Genomic DNA, 16,317 nt, shown 5'->3' with positions numbered 1-16,317 from the left:
ATGTTTGATTACACTTACAGACCTTTGAAATCGCTTGCTTGGTAGTACGCGGAATCAACAAGTGCAGATTTAACGTTTGCTTTGTCAACCACAATTACATTCGTTTGTTTCGCTTTTACATCGATTTTACCGTTATTGTAAGAACCAGTCGTTTCTGGTGTTTTACCGTCAAGGATAGCTACAGCCATACCCATTGCATCTTTAACCAATGTACGAACATCTTTGAACACCGTCATGGATTGTTTACCATCAATTACGTATTGGATGGAAGCTTTCTCAGCATCTTGACCTGTTACCACGAAAGAAGTAACCGCTTTATCAGAACCAAACACGTCAGCGATTGAACGAGCAGTTCCATCATTTGGCGCAAGGATCGCAACGTCACCCTTCATATCAGCAGCTGCTGCAGTTAAGTGTGTTTGTGCTTTGTTCTTAGCTTCATTTGCATCCCAGTTCGTTGTTACTTGACCAATAATTTTGCTTAATTGTTCACGAGTCAGATCTTTATTTCCTTTCAAAGCAACCGCTTCGCTGGAGTTAGCAATTTTGAATGTGCCATCCGCGATTTTCGGTTGAAGCACTTGCCAAGCACCTTGGAAGAACAAGAAAGCATTGTTGTCAGAAGCTGCACCTGCATACAAGTACAACGGTTGACCTTTTTTCGCATGATCAACGAGGTATTGTGCTTGGGCTTTACCTACAGCCACGCTATCGAAAGTAACGTAGTAGTTCACTGCGTCTGTTTTCGTGATCAAACGGTCATAAGAGATAACTTGAATGCCAGCTTTTTTAGCGGATTCTACAGCGGCTGCTGCAGCGTCACCATCTTGTGGACAAATAATCAAAACTTTGATTCCTTTCGCAATCAAGGCGTCAACGTTCTCTTTTTCTTTGGCAGAGGATCCTTGGCTAAATAAAATTTCAGTTGTATACTTGGAGCCTTTCAAAGCATCTTTGAAGCGTTGCTCATCTTGAACCCATCTTGGCTCATCTTTGGTTGGCAATACAATCCCAACACTCACTTTGGAACTGGAGGAGTTCCCACAAGCTGCTACAAACACCGCAAGAAACATAACCACCAACATCAGAGAAATCGCTTTCACACTACTTTTCATTCATATACCCCTCTCAATTGTTTTGGCTGTTCGCCAACTACAAACTGAGTATATCATCGGGATTTCCCCATGTAACCGCTTTATATTAGCACTTTTTTCAACAATGCTATACTATTTTGTCATTTGTGCTTGATTCACATTTTTATACACATCTGCTCGCAAATGGAAGCCATCCGCAATAATTGTTGTATCAATATTAGACTTATCAACGGCGATCGGATCTAACAAAATGGAAGGCACATCTATTTTCTTGTTGTTTACTGTTTTATCCGCGTGGACATTTTCACCTTTGGCCATCTTCACTGCGAGCTCGGCTGCTGTTTCAGCCAGCTTCTTAATGGGCTTGTAGACCGTCATGGTTTGCGTGCCTTCCACGATACGCTGCGCAGCTGCAAGCTCGGCATCTTGTCCCGAAACAGGGATAAGCCCCGCCATTTTTTGCGCAGCCAAAGCTTGGATCACACCGCCTGCCGTAGCATCATTCGCCGCAACAACCGCGTCAACTTGGTTATGATTTGCCTTCAATGCAAGCTCCATATTTGCCATTGCGTTGACAGGCTTCCATTCCTTCGTGGCTTGATCGAAGACGATGTTAATGTCGCCTTTCTCAACAAGAGGCTTCAGAATGTTCATTTGCCCCTTCTTAAACATATGGGCGTTATTATCCGTATCTGCGCCTTCGATTAAAACATAATTGCCCTTAGGCGCCTTGGATACAATCGCCTTCGCTTGCAGTTCGCCAGCTTTCTCATTATCGAAAGAAATATATAAATCCACATCCGAGTTGACGATTAACCGGTCATAGGAAATGACCTTAATGCCGGATTGATGCGCTTTTTCCACGATCGCAGAAGAAACCTCTGCATTGTGCGGTACGACAACCAGTACGTCCACACCACGCGAGATCAGGTTCTCGGCTTGTGCCAGCTGCAGGGCATCGTCCCCGTTCGCGGCTTGCACCTCAATCTCTGCCCCCAGCTTCTCAACAGCAGCTTTAAATAAATCGCGATCCTTCTGCCATCGCTCCTCGAGTAACGTATCGATCGATAGCCCGACGACGACCTTTTTGCCAGGCTGGATGACATGGGTGGGACTTGGTTTGCTATCAATTGGGGAGGTAGGCCTCCCGCTCGTCGCCCTGTCCGTTCCGAAGAACGAACAGGAGGATAACAAGGTGACAATAATAGCGATGCCAAGAACCTCTCTCTTTTTGATCACGTGTTTCACAGCATGCCACTCCCCTATATTTGCTTTTTATTCGTGGGTCTAAGCAGCATTTTCCGATAATCCGTTGGCGAGTGACCGACAAGCTTCTTAAACACTCTGCTGAAATAATTCGGATCGTTATAGCCGACCTCAAACGTGATTTCTTTCAGACTCTTATCTGTTTCCTGCATTAATTGTTTGGCGGTCTCGATCCGATAGTCAGTCAGAAAATCAATATAATTCATGCCGAAATGATCTTTGAACAGCTTGCTGACATAGAACGGGTTCCGGTCGACAGTGGCGGCAATTCGTTCCAACGACAGATCTTCGTGCGCATGCTTTTGAATATAAAGCTTCATGGTTTGGAGTAAATCGGTCTCTACGACTTCTCCGACTTCCACTAAATTATTTATTAAAATTCGTGACTCTGCCTTCAGCTGCATATAGCTCGTTGTGGGATATGGAAAATACGGTTTATTGACCTCCATCCCCATATCTTGCAGCATTCTCGTCACGATGATCAGCACTTCGAATACACGCTGCTGCGCCATCCCGATCCCTTGGCCCACACTCTCGAAAGCATCAATCATTTTCGCAATATGCTCTCCAGCTGATTCCAAGTTACCCCGGCGTGCTTCTTCCAGAACACTTTTCTCCATCTCCAGGGTGCGTCCGCCAACCGATTGGATATCTGGCTGTGTTAAATTTTCATACAAACAGTAATGAGCCGGCAGACTGGTATCCATTGTAGCGAGTAAAGCTTCATGATAGGATCGCCGCATATCCCGCACATCGCTGCACACACCCCCGATTCCGATAAATACACGGTTTTCGCCCCGTATGTGCAGCCCTTGAATGATTTTTTTGGCTACTCCAATAGCCTGTGCTCGATACGACAGATCGCCATCTTCCATAAAAACGAGAAGCGGCACTTGATTGCCTGACATTTTCCCGTTCCAGCATGGGGGCAATGCAGCCGTTTGAAGAAGACCTGTTAATCGTTCATACACCTCTTCATAGTCACCAACTTGCCCACTCTCATCAGAAGAAGAGGAGAATAGCAACGTCATCACATAACCATCCCTTGTCGTTGGAAGCCCTACTAAATCAATCAACTCGGTAAGCGAACTCGATTGTACATAATCGAATAACAGCTGTTCCACAATATCCGCCTCTACCAAAGGCGTCATTTTCTGCAATTTAAGCTGATCCTTGCTCCGAAGTTCTAGCTCTTGGTGTAGAAATCTGATCTCATTGGCAACTCGGCCAATCGTTTCTAAAACGACCGAGATTCGACTCGGTTTTAACATATAGTCATAAACGCCTAACTTAATCGCTTGCTGCGCAAATTCGAACGTATCAAACGCAGTCACAACGATGAATTTAACCGTTTTATCCGTTTCCTTAATCTTCTCTATGGCTTGCAAGCCATTAATACCAGGCATTTTAATATCCATTGTAATCAAATCAGGCTGTAGTTGAGCCGCCGCTTCAATCGCTTCCCGTCCGTTCGATGCCTGGCCAACCACCTCGATACCTAGTCCGCCCTCTTCAATAATTCTTTGCAGCGCCATGCGCTCGATCGGTTCATCATCTACAATCAACATGCGAATCATACGTTTTGCCCCCTTGGCAGCTTCAATGTAATACAAGTACCAGCTCCGATATGGGATTCAATCTCTATAATTTCTTCAACCCCATAGAACAGCTGTAAGCGATGAATCACATTCCATAATCCGATTCCTGTTGAGTGTCCCTTGTAAACCGTCGTCTCCGTCAGAGATAGTAGTCGATTTAATTGCTCTTCATCCATGCCTTGTCCGGTATCCTGTACCTGCACAATTACATGACGCTCATCTTCCCTCACGCGAATCGTTAAGGTTCCTCCCTCTTCAGCTGGTTCAATCGCATAGATAAACGCATTTTCTGCAAGCGGTTGCAGAATGAGAATAGGCAGCTCGATCCCCAGTGCCCCTTCATCAATTTCTTTGACGACACGCAATCGATCCCCGAAACGCGCTTTTTGAATCGTTAAATACTCATCCAATACCTCAAGTTCATCCTTCAAGGACACTCGGCTATCCAATTTACGGAGATTATATCTAAGCATACCGGCGACAGAGCTAATTAATTCGCTTGTTTTTCCTGCTCCTGCCAAATAAGCCTCTTTCGAGAGCATATTCAACGTATTAAACAGAAAATGAGGATTAATCTGGCTCTGCAGACTCTTCAGCTCACTTTCTTTCAACATGAGTTTATGCCGATGGAGATCATACTCCAATTGCGCTTTACTTTGAATGTCATCAATCAAATTCCCAATTTTCAGCCGCATACTGTCCAAGGTTCTGGCTAAAAAAGCCATCTCATCGTTATTGCCTAAGTCAATGGGATTTTTAAAATTCCCTCGCGACAATTCACGCGCTGCTAACGTGAGCTTTAATAACGGTTGAGTTACACTATTGACAAATCGGTACGAAAACAGCAAGAGCAGCAAAGAAACGAGTGCCAGCGTCCATAGCCCCATCTTCTTAATATCATCGCTGCGTTTAATAATTTTCCGATAGAAGGCATCGTAGGTGTTCTGCTCACCACTAATTAACGTGAGCGTTGCATCGGAAATATACTTAGAAATATTAGAGGCCTCATCAAATTCTTTGGCAGCGTTCTCTTCATCATTATCCTTTTGAAAACGTACAGCTAAATCCATCGCTTCCGACTGACTCTCCAGCATATTCTGCAAATTGTCGAGCAGCATACTGTTGTTCAAATTACGCAGCCAATTCATATCCGACTTCGTGCGCAGCAAGCTGTTGTTATCGTTTACATATTGGTTAAAACTGTCTAAGGTCGGGGACATCCGATATTTATTCAACGTTGTCAACGTTTGCTGACTTAACTGCGAGGCTTGATTCATTTGCAAATAACGCTGCAGGATCTCGTTGTATTTCTCTATGGTTCGTTGATTATAAATGCTCATGGAGAGCCAAATAATGGCCATGATGACCCAGATCATAATCGACAACAGCATCATTTTACTTCGAATGGTTTTCAAGGGCTTTCTCCTCTTCTCCAGATGAAGTCACCACACTAATTGGTGTGAAATAGCTGTTCTCCAGCGGTAACTGGGTCGCATCTAACCAGCGTTTCATTAAATTCACACTCATAATACCCATTTCTTCATAGTGCTGAGAAAGACCTGCTTGAATCTGGCCATTTTTGATCAACATCACAGTCTGTGGGGAATCATCGAAAATAAAGATCGGATAATTTTTCGCTCGGGAACGCGAGTGGGCCGCTTGGACAATACTCTCCCCTGAGTCCGTAGACAGTCCAATAAATGCGCTCACATCTGGATAGTGATTCAAGATATCGTTCGCTTGCATTTTGGGCTGTGACATTTCTTCATCGTCTGTAGCAAAAACAAGCTTAATTCCGCCGTATTTGCTAAATACTTCGTTCAGTCCTTTCAATCGCAGTTCATCCGTAGAGGGGGATGACAGGTTCTTAATCACGCCCACAACACCTTTGCCTTTCAACTGGGTTGCAATGTACTCCCCCATAATAATTCCTTCTTGGTAATGGTCCGAACCGATATAAGATTTCCGCAAGCTGTTCGGCGCGTCAGAGTTAATCGTTATAACCGGAATCCCTTTCTCCGTCGCCTTCTTCACCATGAGATCAAAATCTGGGTGATCTACGCCTTCCACGATAATCCCACTTGCTTTGGAAGCGATTGCAATATCGATCTGCTTAATTAACCCTTCCAAATTCGAGCGGTACACACCCCAGAAATCAATCTTAATTTGATGTTCTTCCGCGGCTTCACGCGCACCTTTTTGAATTTCATTCATCATGAAACTGCCCTGCTCCTGTGAAATGATCACAATACGCTGTGCATGCTCATTTGCCATCGGCTCTGCCGCGCTCGTAATCCCCAAATCGCTTTGATAGATCGTGAGCATATAATAAAAAGAAAATGATAATGTGACGAAGCTAGCGACAATAATGGCGATTACTATTAATTTTTTCATGGGATCACCTGCGACCTCTTCCAATTTCCAGTAATTCTATCATGATTTCGGTGATTCGAATAGAACAAAAATAAACAGCTGATCTCATAAAAAAAATCCAGCCTACGATTACGTTGCTGGATTCATGATTTGTACCATTTGCTGGAGGAAACGCTCATGATTGAATGCGGTGTACTCATTCCATGGTGATTCCCAGCCCGAAAAGCCCGGTGTTGTATGAACTTTCTCCCGCTTCACGGAAGGAAGTTCCCGCCATAACGACATCTTGGAGAGTCCTGCCCAATGCGCTTGTGAAACAGGATCCTTCGATATATTCAACACAATATGATCAGCCTCATAATCGGCTAATTGAGTAAGAGAGATGGACTTCGTCCATTGAAATTGATCCACCAGTTTTGCTGGTTGAAAGTTCAAATCATCATATAAAACGGTACCCGCTTGACGCCCCCACACTAGGATTTCTTTGTGATGAAGGTGAACGACAAGCACGCTTTCACTTTGAAACGCAGTTGCGAGCGTTGCTCTTATTTCAGCTGCTTTCTTTTCATAGCTTTGAAGCCATTTCTCAGCTTCCTTCGTTTTACCAATAAAGTCAGCAATAAGCTTCAGATGTTGACGCCAGCTTTGGTCCCATGGCACGAATAACGTAGGAGCAAGTTGAGCCAGCTTCACTTGTTCTTCATTTGGAATCCACGCATCAATACCAATAATATAGTCAGGTCGAGATTGCGAAAGTGCCTCTCGATTGAAATCATAGTGATGGCTTAGAGGTACTGTCACGTCATAGCCAAATTTACTTCGATAGTAATCCGTCCAATAATGGTCCATCGGCGCAGCGAATGGAATCACTTGCAGCGCTAAAAGCTGACCAATATTGACCCAACTATAGGCTGCAACCTTGATTTTCGAGTTTTTCAAATACAGTGCAGGTGCCATCCCCATATGTTTCTTGAAGCTATTGCTAAAATAAATCTCATTCTTGTAGCCAACTTGAAAGGCAATCTCGCGGATAGAACTATCCGGGTGCTCGCGCATCAGCTCTTTGGCTTTCGTGAGGCGCAATTCGGTTACGTATTCAATAACTCCTTTGCCGAATTTCTCCTTAAATAGCCGCATAAAATGAAACCGGCTTAAACCGGCAGTCACAGCCAACCCTTCAATGGTTACATCCTCGGCAAAATCACGCTCAAGCATAAATTTCGCGTATTCCAGCGCCATCGCGGTTTTGTGTTCTTCATTTTGCAAAATCAAACTCAGCAATTCATAAAAACCTGCTTCTGCTCGAAAGCTTTCTGCCATATGGCCTGATTGCCAATTCGAACTGATCATTTTGACTAAAGGAAGAACCACCGAAGGGGCAAGCTGGATGACATCGCCTTCACCAGGGAACGTATGAACAGGACGCACGCTCGATTCGGGCTCACCTATGTGCTGTAACGTTACTGCTTGAAAACGAATGACATAGATCCCCTGCTCTTCATCTGAAGGCATCCCGATTTCTACTAATTGCCCGGGTCTGCAAATAAAAACGGTGCCCGCACGCAAAGGAAAGAACTTGCCATTAATAACAATGCGCCCTTCCGGCGTCTCAGAAACGAGTAAAAGCAAGGAACCCGCGGCGATAAAATCTCGCTCAACGGGCCATTTCAAGTCTTTTACCATGATTCGTTCCATGCTCGTAAGCTTGTACCAGATCTCCAAACTACTTCACCACATAGCGAAGAACATCGTCAATGATCAATTGGTTCGCAATCACGTTCTGATTAAACCAATGACCGGAATCCACTTCAAACACATGTCCTTGCTTCACAGCAGGCAGCTGCTTCCAAAGCGGATTATCTACTGGAGGTTTCGCGCGACCTTTACCAGAAAGCACAAATATGTAGTCAACATCGTCTAATTGTGCCAAAGTTTCCAGGGAATATGTATCGTAATCACCTTTCAACAGCTTAGGCTGTTTAAATCCAAAGCCCTGATAGAGCAGCCTGCCGCTATAGAAATTTGCCCCGAATAATTTGAAGCCTTTTTCTTCTGCCGATTGGAACAAGACGGCCGACTTATTGCCTACGGCTTTCGTAATCTTATCTTTCGAATCGTTTAGCTTCTGATCATATTTCTTAATGGCTTGATCTGCTTCGCTGGATTTGCCAAGTACTTCACCTAGTTTAGCAACATTTCCACGCCAGTCAGTCTCATCATTGGAGAGCACGTAGGTTGGTGCTATTTTGGAGAAATCTTCATAAGTGCCATTTTTGATATATGACGGTGCAGCTAAAATAATAAGATCGGGGTTGTTGCTTAACGCTTGCTCAGGTTTAAGTCCACCCATCATGTCAAGGACAGGCACGCCTGCAAGGACATTTTGTAAATATTGCTGCGGCTCGCCACCTGCTGACCACTGTGCGACTGGCTTAATACCAATAGCTGTTAGCCCGTCTTCCAAGAAAGGAGCAAGGACGCGCTTTGGCTCGGCTGGAATCTTCACTTCATGACCCATCGCATCCTTCAAAATGCGTTCTTGAGGCTTGGCTGCTGGACTAGCTGTTGCTTGAGCAGTGCTCGCAGGTGTCGTCGTAGCTGCACTCTTGCTATCGGTTCCGGCACCACACCCGGCTAGAAATAGTGATGAAACGAGTAAAACCGCTGAAACGTTGAGTAAATGTCTTGCTTTTAACATGTTTATATCCCCCTAGATGATACTGATAATCATTATCGATAATTAGGAGTATATAGGACAATCCTCTCTTTGTGAATACCTAAAAATGCTGACTTTTCGAAGAGTGACCGCACGATTGTATCAAATTGAGTGTCCCGGCGGCATCCGTGCTTCGCTCGCGGGGACTGCTGTAACGCCCTTTTCGGGCGTTACAGTCCCCACGGGATCCGTGCTTCGCTCGCGGGGACTGCTGTAACGCCCTTTTTGGGCGTTACAGACCCGGCGGCATCCTTGCTTCGCTCGCGGGGACTGCTGTAACGCCCTTTTGGGGCGTTACAGGCCCGGCGGCATCCTTGCTTCGCTCGCGGGGGTTGCTGTAACGCCCTTTTGGGGCGTTACAGTCCCGGCGGCATCCTTGCTGCGCTCGCGGGGACTGCTGTAACGCCCTTTTGGGGCGTTACAGACCCGGCGGGATCCGCGCTTCGCTCGCGGGGGCTGCTGTAGCGCCCATTTTGAGGCGTTACAGACCCGGCGGCATCCTTGCTTCGCTCGCGGGGGCTGCTGTAGCGCCCTTTGGGGCGTTACAGTCTCGGCGGCATCCTTGCTTCGCTCGCGGGGGCTGCTGTAACGCCCTTTTTGGGCGTTACAGACCCGGGGTGGATCCTTGCTTCGCTCGCGGGGGCTGCTGTAGCGCCCTTTTGGGGCGTTACAGACCCGGCGGCATCCTTGCTTCGCTCGCGGGGACTGCTGTAACGCCCTTTTCGGGCGTTACAGTCCCCACGGGATCCGTGCTTCGTTCGCCGAGACTGCTGTAACGCCCTTTTGGGGCGTTACAGACCCGGCGGCATCCTTGCTTCGCTCGCGGGGATCGCTGTAACGCCCTTTTGTGGCGTTACAGACCCGGCCGGATCCGTGTTTCATCTTAGTCCCGCACCCGAAGCACAACCCGGCCCCGCCCATGGCCGGTTTGACTTTTCTCGTGAGCTTGACGCACATCGGCTAGCGCGAAGCTCATCTCAATGTTGATCGTCAGTTTGCCTGCCTCGATCAACTCCGCTATCGCCTTTAAATCCCCGCTAGTCGCGACGCCAGGACGAATTACCTGGATGCCTGCCTGCTTGGCTTTCTCCATTGGCGGTTGTCCCGCTATCGACACCAGTCGCCCGCCTGGTTTCAAAACTGACCATGTTCGCGCTAATGTCTCCCCGCCGACCGTATCAAGGACCAAATCAACATCCCTCACGATCTCTTCGAATCGCTCGGCCGTATAATCAATCACTTGGTCGGCACCAAGTGATTTCACATAAGCCACATTCGCAGTTCCCGCGGTACCGATAACCTCGGCGCCGATCCCTTTCGCGAATTGCACGGCGAACAACCCTACGCCGCCTGCGGCGCCGTGGATCAAGACCCGCTCTCTCGGCTGCACGTTGCCTTCCGAGACAATTGCGCGCCACGCAGTGGTGGCCCCGCCTGACAAGGTAGCCGCTTCTTCATGAGTAATTGAAGCTGGCTTCCGAGCAATCACATCCTCCGGTGCGGTCGTATACTCCGCATAAGTTCCCTTTGTACTGCGCCCGAACACGGACTCCCCAATCTGCCATTTGGACACACCTTCGCCTAGTCCAACTACGACTCCTGAGAACGCAGTTCCTGGAATAACCGGGAATTGCACCGGCATTGGGAATAGACCTCTTCGTATTTTCCAATCAACAGGAAGCACGCCCGCTGCATACACACGAATCAACACTTCCCCTGCCTGCGGCTGAGGAACAGGAATATGCTCCAAGTGCAACACATCAACCTCACCAAATTCATGATACCTTACTGCTTGCATCAAAGTACCCATACCGATTTCATTCATCTTAGCCAAGCCTCCTCCATCCCAATTTCCATACCCTATTCTTTTCTGATATACTATATATATTGTGTATACTCACTAATTCAACTAATAATGAGTATACTCAGCATTTTTCCAAGTGTCAAGGAGGACTATGAAACCAACTCATACGAACCATACCGATCCATCAACTGACCATATAGCCTCCAGCCATGCTGCATCTCCCCCATCTGCTGGAGATGTCTTACAGCTGCTCATTCGCACAACTCATCGGCTTCACACCCAATTCGAAGATCATCTGTCTTCGCTCGGCATCCCCGCCTACTTGACGGGGCCGCGCGTACGTGTTCTCATTGCCATTGAAGAAGCAGGCACTATTCGGATGTCCGAGCTAGCCCAGAAATTAGGAATCAAAGCCCGCACAGTCACACAATTTGTTGATGCGCTCGAACAGGAGAAGATGCTGACTCGCACTTCTGACCCCGATGATCGCCGTGCAACCTTCCTTCAATTAACGGAAATCGCTCCTGCCTTGATTACCAAAGCACGTGCAGCCATGAGTCTGGCCTCTGAACAGGTACTTCAAGATTTGCCACCAGAAGGAAGAAGACAGCTTCTAAATTTGCTTTTAACCTTGTAAATAATCCTTTAGCTAAGCGAGAGCTTCATGATTTAGTCTTACCTTGATTCATTTAGAACCTGTCTATTTACTCCCCCAAAATTTACAATACTCAAACTTGGATTTTCAAAGCATATAATGGTAGAATATAGGGGGATTGTCCCAATTTCACACTAAGAGGAGAATGGCTATGTCAGTTAATGCTTATTTAAATTTCCCTGGAAACACTCGCGAAGTTGTAACTTTCTATGCTGAAGTATTTAACCAGCCAGCTCCAAAAATCATGACGTTTGGCGACGCGCCAGCACACCCGGATTACCCGCTTCCAGAAGAAGCGAAAAATGGTGTTATGCACACTCGACTCAAAATTAGCGGCAGCGATATCATGTTCTCAGACACATTCCCTGGCATGCCTTACACCGTTGGTAATAACATCACACTTTCACTTGTCAGTGCTGACTTGGAAGAAATTGAAAATGCTTTCCACAAGCTAAAAGTAGGCGGCACCGTTGCTATGGAACTGCAAGAAACCACTTGGAGCAAAAAATATGGCCAAGTCGTAGATAAGTTCGGCATTCTTTGGCAGTTTAACTACGAAGATGGTTCGAATCCTTATTAATTTCTAAACGAATATTACCCAAAAAAAGGATTGCAAGCCCACTCACATGTGAGGCTTCGCAATCCCTTTTTCATAAAATCGGTGAAATCAGCTTCGAGATCGACTCCAAAAACCGGATACGCAGTGACCTTTTCTCATACTCTTCCAGGGTCAGCTCCATACAGCCTTCCATATCTGTCCAGAAGGTACTTTCCAGCTTCTTCGCCGTCTCCTCATGGAACATTAGCGCATTTGTCTCAAAATTAAGCCGCAAACTGCGAATATCGAAATTCGCGGTTCCCACCGAAGCCACTTTACCGTCCACAATGATTGTTTTGGCATGTAGAAAACCGTAATCATAGAGATAGCATTTCACACCTGCTCGAAGCAACTCACCTACATAGTATAAAGAAGCCCAGTGTACAAATAAATGATCAGCTTTCAAAGGAATCATAATCCGCACATCAATCCCGGACAGTGCAGCCACCCTTAAGGCATTCAGCATACTCTCTTCTGGGATAAAATACGGCGTTTGCAGCAATATGCGGTTTTTGGCCATATGAATGAGCTTCAAAAACGTATAGACAAAATGCGGCCATGTCTCATTCGGCCCGCTCGCCACAATTTGCATGGGGACTTGTCCTTGCACATCCTTCTCTTTAACTAGCGGAAAGTAATGACTCACCACTTCCATAGGTGTTGCTGATGCCAAATTCCAATCTAGGACAAACCGGTTCTGTAAAGCAAGTACTACACTCCCCTTCAATCGGAGATGTGTATCCCGCCAATGGCCAAACTTCGGGTCTAAACCCAAATACTCATTCCCGATATTAAATCCACCAATATAGCCGATCTGTCCATCAATAATAACGAGTTTACGATGATTCCGATAATTGACCCGATAGTTCAGGAAGGGAATTCGTGAAGGAAAGAATGCCGCTTTTTGCCCACCAGCTTTGATGAACTCTCGGAAGAAAGAATCCTTCAACGTACGCGAGCCGATGTCATCATAAAGAAAGCGCACCGTAACCCCTTCTGCTGCCTTCTGCGTAAGGATCTCCATAATCCGCCTACCGAGCGTATCATTTTTCACAATATAATATTGCATATGGATATGCGACTTCGCAGCTTCAAGATGCGTCATTAAATCATCAAACTTGTCTACCCCATCTGTGAAAATGGTAACATCATTATCTTGCGTCAATACAGAATCATTCGTCGCCACATTCAAGTAAATCAGGTATCGATACTCACTTACCATCGGATCCTGATAAGGAAAACTGCCATCCATCAGCTGTAATCGCTGCTCGGCCGTCACGTTCTGGACACGTTCCAGCATCCGTTTATTCCATTTGTACAACTTCCGCCTACTCAAATTCTGTCCCAACATCACATAGAGGAGGAACCCCAGAATAGGAATGAATAATAGCACCATTAACCATGACCACGTTGCGGCCACATTCCGACGCTCAAGGAACACGACCGTGAGGGCTAATAATATATTAACGACGAAAACAAATGTCAAGAAATGCGAGACCCAATCCATACCCACTGCGTATCACTCCAAACCTCTGAACTCTAACTGCCCATCTATTATACCTGAAATTTCATAAATACGGAAAAAACCTCCTCATTCTTTCGAATCAGGAGGTCCTTCGCAACCCTTTATGTGGTCATTTCCTTGTAAAGTGTGATGTATTGCTGTGCGGATTTCCGCCAGCTGAAGTCACCTTTTTTCATATTCTGCTGAATTTTCAACCAGCTTTCCCGATCATTCTTGTAAAAGAAAACCGCGCGCCGGATGCTGTGCAGCATATCGTGTGCGTTATAATGCGTGAACGAGAAGCCTGTACCTTCTCCTGTAAACTCGTTATACGGCTGCACCGTATCCTTTAAACCACCTGTCTCGCGTACGATCGGGACAGATCGATAGCGAAGAGCGATCAATTGCCCAATCCCACAAGGTTCGAACTGCGAAGGCATTAAGAATAAATCTGAAGCCGCATAAAATTGGTGAGCTAATCCCTCATCAAAATAAATATGCGCTGATACTTTCGTAGGATGCGTTAGCGCCGCATTTCGGAACATTTGCTCATACGCAGGTTCACCTGTCCCTAGTACGACAAGTTGGATGTCCAGAGCCAATATCTCTCTCAGCACATGCTGGATGAGGTCTAATCCCTTCTGCTGAACAAAACGAGTCACCAATACAATCATTGGAATATCGCCATCCACAGGAAGTCCTAGGCGCTCCTGGAGCGCTGTTTTATTCAACTGCTTCTTCGGCAAGGAATCCCGGTAATTCACAACCAGATTTGGATCTGTCATCGGATCAAAAACATCGTAATCAATCCCATTCACGATACCTGTTAATTGATCTTTGCGATGACGCAGCAGGCTGTCCAGGAACTCACCGTAGTACGGTGTCTGAATTTCTTCGGCATACGTCTGACTTACCGTCGTAATCTGATCCGAATACAAGAGCCCGCCCTTCAGAAAGCTTGCACCACCGTGCAGCTCAAGTGCAGTTCCTGAAAAATGATCATCCGACAATCCAAACAAATCTTTGAAAACTTCTTGGCCAAACACACCTTGGTATTTCAGGTTATGCACCGTCGTCATCGTTTTGATCCCACTGTAGAAAGGGAGCTGTTGATAATGCGCCTTCAACAAAACAGGTATCATCCCTGCTTGCCAATCGTGGCAATGAATCACATCAGGCTGGAATTCGAGCTGAGGCAGCGCTTCGAGCACGCCTCGACAGAAGAAGCCGAATCGCTCCGCTTCATCCCCATAGCCATAAATCCCAGGCCGTTTGTAGTAAAATTCATTATCGACGAAATAAAACGTCACCCCGTCCATCACCAGCGTATCAATCCCGATGTATTGCTTCCGCCAGCCGAGATACACATCAAATGCTGCGACATGCGTCATTTCATCTTTGTACTTAGCCGGAATATCTCCATATTTCGGTAAAATAACTCGAACGTCCAATCCCTGACGCGTCAGCTCCTTTGGTAAGGAACCGATCACATCAGCGAGTCCGCCTGTCTTTATAAAAGGCACGGCCTCCGAAGCCGCGAACAGTATTTTCATCTAGCCACTCCTCCAACTTTGGTGGTCCACGGAGCTAACGAACCATTAGATCACTTTGGTTTTCGCTGCAATGAAAGGCGCTTTATTGTCGCCTGTTAAGACACGGCCTCGGCTGATGAAGACATCTTTATCAAGAATCGCATTCTCGATAATTACGTTCTCCTCAATCTCGCAGTTTTGCAGAATGATACTATTTTTCACGTAGGCGCCTTTGCGAATTTTCACACCGCGGAACAGGATACTGTTCTCCACTTTGCCTTCGATCTGGCAGCCATTCGCGATAAGCGCATTCTTGGCAGCGGCTGATTCTAGATATTTCGCAGGCGGTTCATCCTTAACCTTGGTGAAAATCAGGTTCTTCTGGAAGAACAACTCCCGCCAAATAGCTGGATTCAGTAGTTGCATGCTGTGCTTGTAATAGCCTTGGATTGAGTTCACGATACCCAAATGGCCTTCAAATTTGTAGCCATATACGCTCAATTTATCAATATTTTTCATAATGCCATCACGCACCAGATTATCGTAGCCCTGAGCTAGACAGGACTCCACCATATCGAGAAGGAGCGCTTTGCTCATAATGTACATTTCCATCGAAATGTTATTCGTACGCAATCTGCCATTTTGATCTTCCATCAACGTCACTTGACCTGTATCTTTGACAGCCATGCGGCGGAATTTGCCATGAACTTCTTCATCCGTTTGCTTGTAAATCACGGTAATATCCGCTTGCATATCTTCGTGATAACGTACGGCATCGCGTAAATCCAAATTGCAGACCATATGAGAGCGGGAAATTATGACGAACTCTTCTTTACCGCGATAGAAATAGTCACGATGGCTATAGAATTGATACAAATCGCCGCGTGAGATTCCAGTAGGCTCATTTAGTACGGAAGGAAGTACGAAAAGTCCACCGCGCTTGCGGTCTAAATCCCATTCTTTTCCAGAACCCAAATGATCCATTAATGAACGATACTTGTGCTGTGTGAACACGGCCACATTATCAATGCCAGAATTCACCATGTTCGATAAGGAAAAATCGATTAACCGATAACGACCGCCAAAAGGTACTGATGCCGGGCAGCGGAAGTAAGTCAGTTCCTCCAAATCATCCGGTTCATTGACTAAATTAATGACTCCCATCACGTGTTTCATC

General features: G+C 46.2%; 14 protein-coding genes. 3 read left to right on the top strand and 11 right to left on the bottom strand.

Annotated features, from left to right (window positions below):
• Positions 1–14 precede the first annotated feature (14 nt).
• The 7 genes from A8709_RS14255 to A8709_RS14225 form a co-directional block, all read right to left on the bottom strand.
• Positions 15–1,115, bottom strand: coding sequence for a sugar ABC transporter substrate-binding protein (locus A8709_RS14255; protein WP_065853037.1), 1,101 nt, complete (start codon positions 1,113–1,115; stop codon positions 15–17).
• A gap of 111 nt (positions 1,116–1,226) precedes the next feature.
• Positions 1,227–2,342 (bottom strand): D-xylose ABC transporter substrate-binding protein, encoded by a 1,116-nt coding sequence (gene xylF / locus A8709_RS14250; protein WP_065853036.1) that lies wholly within the window; start codon positions 2,340–2,342, stop codon positions 1,227–1,229.
• A 14-nt stretch (positions 2,343–2,356) separates the two neighbouring features.
• On the bottom strand, positions 2,357–3,937 hold the full coding sequence (locus A8709_RS14245; RefSeq protein WP_065853035.1) for a response regulator: 1,581 nt from the start codon (positions 3,935–3,937) through the stop codon (positions 2,357–2,359).
• Entirely contained in the window at positions 3,934–5,373 is a 1,440-nt protein-coding gene (locus A8709_RS14240; RefSeq protein ID WP_141692531.1) for a sensor histidine kinase, read from the bottom strand. The genes A8709_RS14245 and A8709_RS14240 overlap by 4 nt, the downstream gene beginning before the upstream one ends.
• Complete coding sequence (locus A8709_RS14235) at positions 5,354–6,352, bottom strand: sugar ABC transporter substrate-binding protein (protein WP_065853034.1); 999 nt, start codon at positions 6,350–6,352, stop codon at positions 5,354–5,356. Before A8709_RS14235 ends, A8709_RS14240 begins: the two co-directional genes overlap by 20 nt.
• 108 nt (positions 6,353–6,460) lie before the next feature.
• Positions 6,461–8,026, bottom strand: a complete 1,566-nt coding sequence (locus tag A8709_RS14230) for an AraC family transcriptional regulator (RefSeq protein ID WP_141692530.1) — start codon at positions 8,024–8,026, stop codon at positions 6,461–6,463.
• A 28-nt stretch (positions 8,027–8,054) separates the two neighbouring features.
• Positions 8,055–9,029, bottom strand: coding sequence for an ABC transporter substrate-binding protein (locus tag A8709_RS14225; RefSeq protein ID WP_065853032.1), 975 nt, complete (start codon positions 9,027–9,029; stop codon positions 8,055–8,057).
• 552 nt (positions 9,030–9,581) lie between these two features.
• Here A8709_RS14225 and A8709_RS34090 point away from each other — a divergent pair.
• Positions 9,582–9,761: a hypothetical protein gene (locus A8709_RS34090; RefSeq protein WP_141692529.1), complete on the top strand. Its 180-nt coding sequence runs from the start codon at positions 9,582–9,584 to the stop codon at positions 9,759–9,761.
• A gap of 169 nt (positions 9,762–9,930) precedes the next feature.
• Here A8709_RS34090 and A8709_RS14220 read toward each other — a convergent pair whose 3' ends face one another.
• On the bottom strand, positions 9,931–10,872 hold the full coding sequence (locus A8709_RS14220; protein WP_244163190.1) for an NADP-dependent oxidoreductase: 942 nt from the start codon (positions 10,870–10,872) through the stop codon (positions 9,931–9,933).
• 130 nt (positions 10,873–11,002) lie between these two features.
• Between A8709_RS14220 and A8709_RS14215 the strand changes: the two genes are divergently transcribed.
• Together A8709_RS14215 and A8709_RS14210 are read left to right on the top strand one after the other, a co-directional pair.
• Positions 11,003–11,488, top strand: coding sequence for a MarR family winged helix-turn-helix transcriptional regulator (locus tag A8709_RS14215; protein ID WP_084224928.1), 486 nt, complete (start codon positions 11,003–11,005; stop codon positions 11,486–11,488).
• Between the two features lie 169 nt (positions 11,489–11,657).
• Positions 11,658–12,086 (top strand): VOC family protein, encoded by a 429-nt coding sequence (locus tag A8709_RS14210; protein ID WP_065853031.1) that lies wholly within the window; start codon positions 11,658–11,660, stop codon positions 12,084–12,086.
• A 70-nt stretch (positions 12,087–12,156) separates the two neighbouring features.
• On the opposite strand, the gene cls is transcribed toward A8709_RS14210, so the two are convergent.
• From cls to glgD, 3 genes are all read right to left on the bottom strand, one after another.
• Positions 12,157–13,611: a cardiolipin synthase gene (gene cls, locus A8709_RS14205; protein WP_065853362.1), complete on the bottom strand. Its 1,455-nt coding sequence runs from the start codon at positions 13,609–13,611 to the stop codon at positions 12,157–12,159.
• 119 nt (positions 13,612–13,730) lie between these two features.
• Positions 13,731–15,161 carry a glycogen synthase GlgA gene (glgA, locus tag A8709_RS14200; RefSeq protein WP_065853030.1) on the bottom strand — a complete coding sequence of 477 codons (1,431 nt, stop codon included), beginning with the start codon at positions 15,159–15,161 and terminating at the stop codon, positions 13,731–13,733.
• 45 nt (positions 15,162–15,206) lie between these two features.
• Positions 15,207–16,316, bottom strand: a complete 1,110-nt coding sequence (glgD, locus tag A8709_RS14195) for a glucose-1-phosphate adenylyltransferase subunit GlgD (protein WP_065853029.1) — start codon at positions 16,314–16,316, stop codon at positions 15,207–15,209.
• Position 16,317 lies beyond the last annotated feature (1 nt).

The organism is Paenibacillus pectinilyticus, assembly GCF_001700435.1.
In the GTDB taxonomy this organism is placed as follows: Bacteria; Bacillota; Bacilli; order Paenibacillales; family NBRC-103111; genus Paenibacillus_E; species Paenibacillus_E pectinilyticus.
This window is presented reverse-complemented; position numbering and strand designations above follow the sequence as displayed.

What these genes read in the sequence shown, in the direction of transcription:
- A8709_RS14255 (WP_065853037.1), bottom strand. Translation starts at nt 1,115, where the DNA reads ATGAAAAGTAGTGTGAAAGCGATTTCTCTGATGTTGGTGGTTATGTTT.
- A8709_RS14245 (WP_065853035.1), bottom strand. Translation starts at nt 3,937, where the DNA reads ATGATTCGCATGTTGATTGTAGATGATGAACCGATCGAGCGCATGGCG.
- A8709_RS14235 (WP_065853034.1), bottom strand. Translation starts at nt 6,352, where the DNA reads ATGAAAAAATTAATAGTAATCGCCATTATTGTCGCTAGCTTCGTCACA.
- A8709_RS14230 (WP_141692530.1), bottom strand. Translation starts at nt 8,026, where the DNA reads ATGGAACGAATCATGGTAAAAGACTTGAAATGGCCCGTTGAGCGAGAT.
- A8709_RS14225 (WP_065853032.1), bottom strand. Translation starts at nt 9,029, where the DNA reads ATGTTAAAAGCAAGACATTTACTCAACGTTTCAGCGGTTTTACTCGTT.
- A8709_RS14220 (WP_244163190.1), bottom strand. Translation starts at nt 10,872, where the DNA reads ATGAATGAAATCGGTATGGGTACTTTGATGCAAGCAGTAAGGTATCAT.
- A8709_RS14215 (WP_084224928.1), top strand. Translation starts at nt 11,003, where the DNA reads ATGAAACCAACTCATACGAACCATACCGATCCATCAACTGACCATATA.
- A8709_RS14210 (WP_065853031.1), top strand. Translation starts at nt 11,658, where the DNA reads ATGTCAGTTAATGCTTATTTAAATTTCCCTGGAAACACTCGCGAAGTT.
- cls (WP_065853362.1), bottom strand. Translation starts at nt 13,611, where the DNA reads ATGGATTGGGTCTCGCATTTCTTGACATTTGTTTTCGTCGTTAATATA.
- glgA (WP_065853030.1), bottom strand. Translation starts at nt 15,161, where the DNA reads ATGAAAATACTGTTCGCGGCTTCGGAGGCCGTGCCTTTTATAAAGACA.
- glgD (WP_065853029.1), bottom strand. Translation starts at nt 16,316, where the DNA reads ATGAAACACGTGATGGGAGTCATTAATTTAGTCAATGAACCGGATGAT.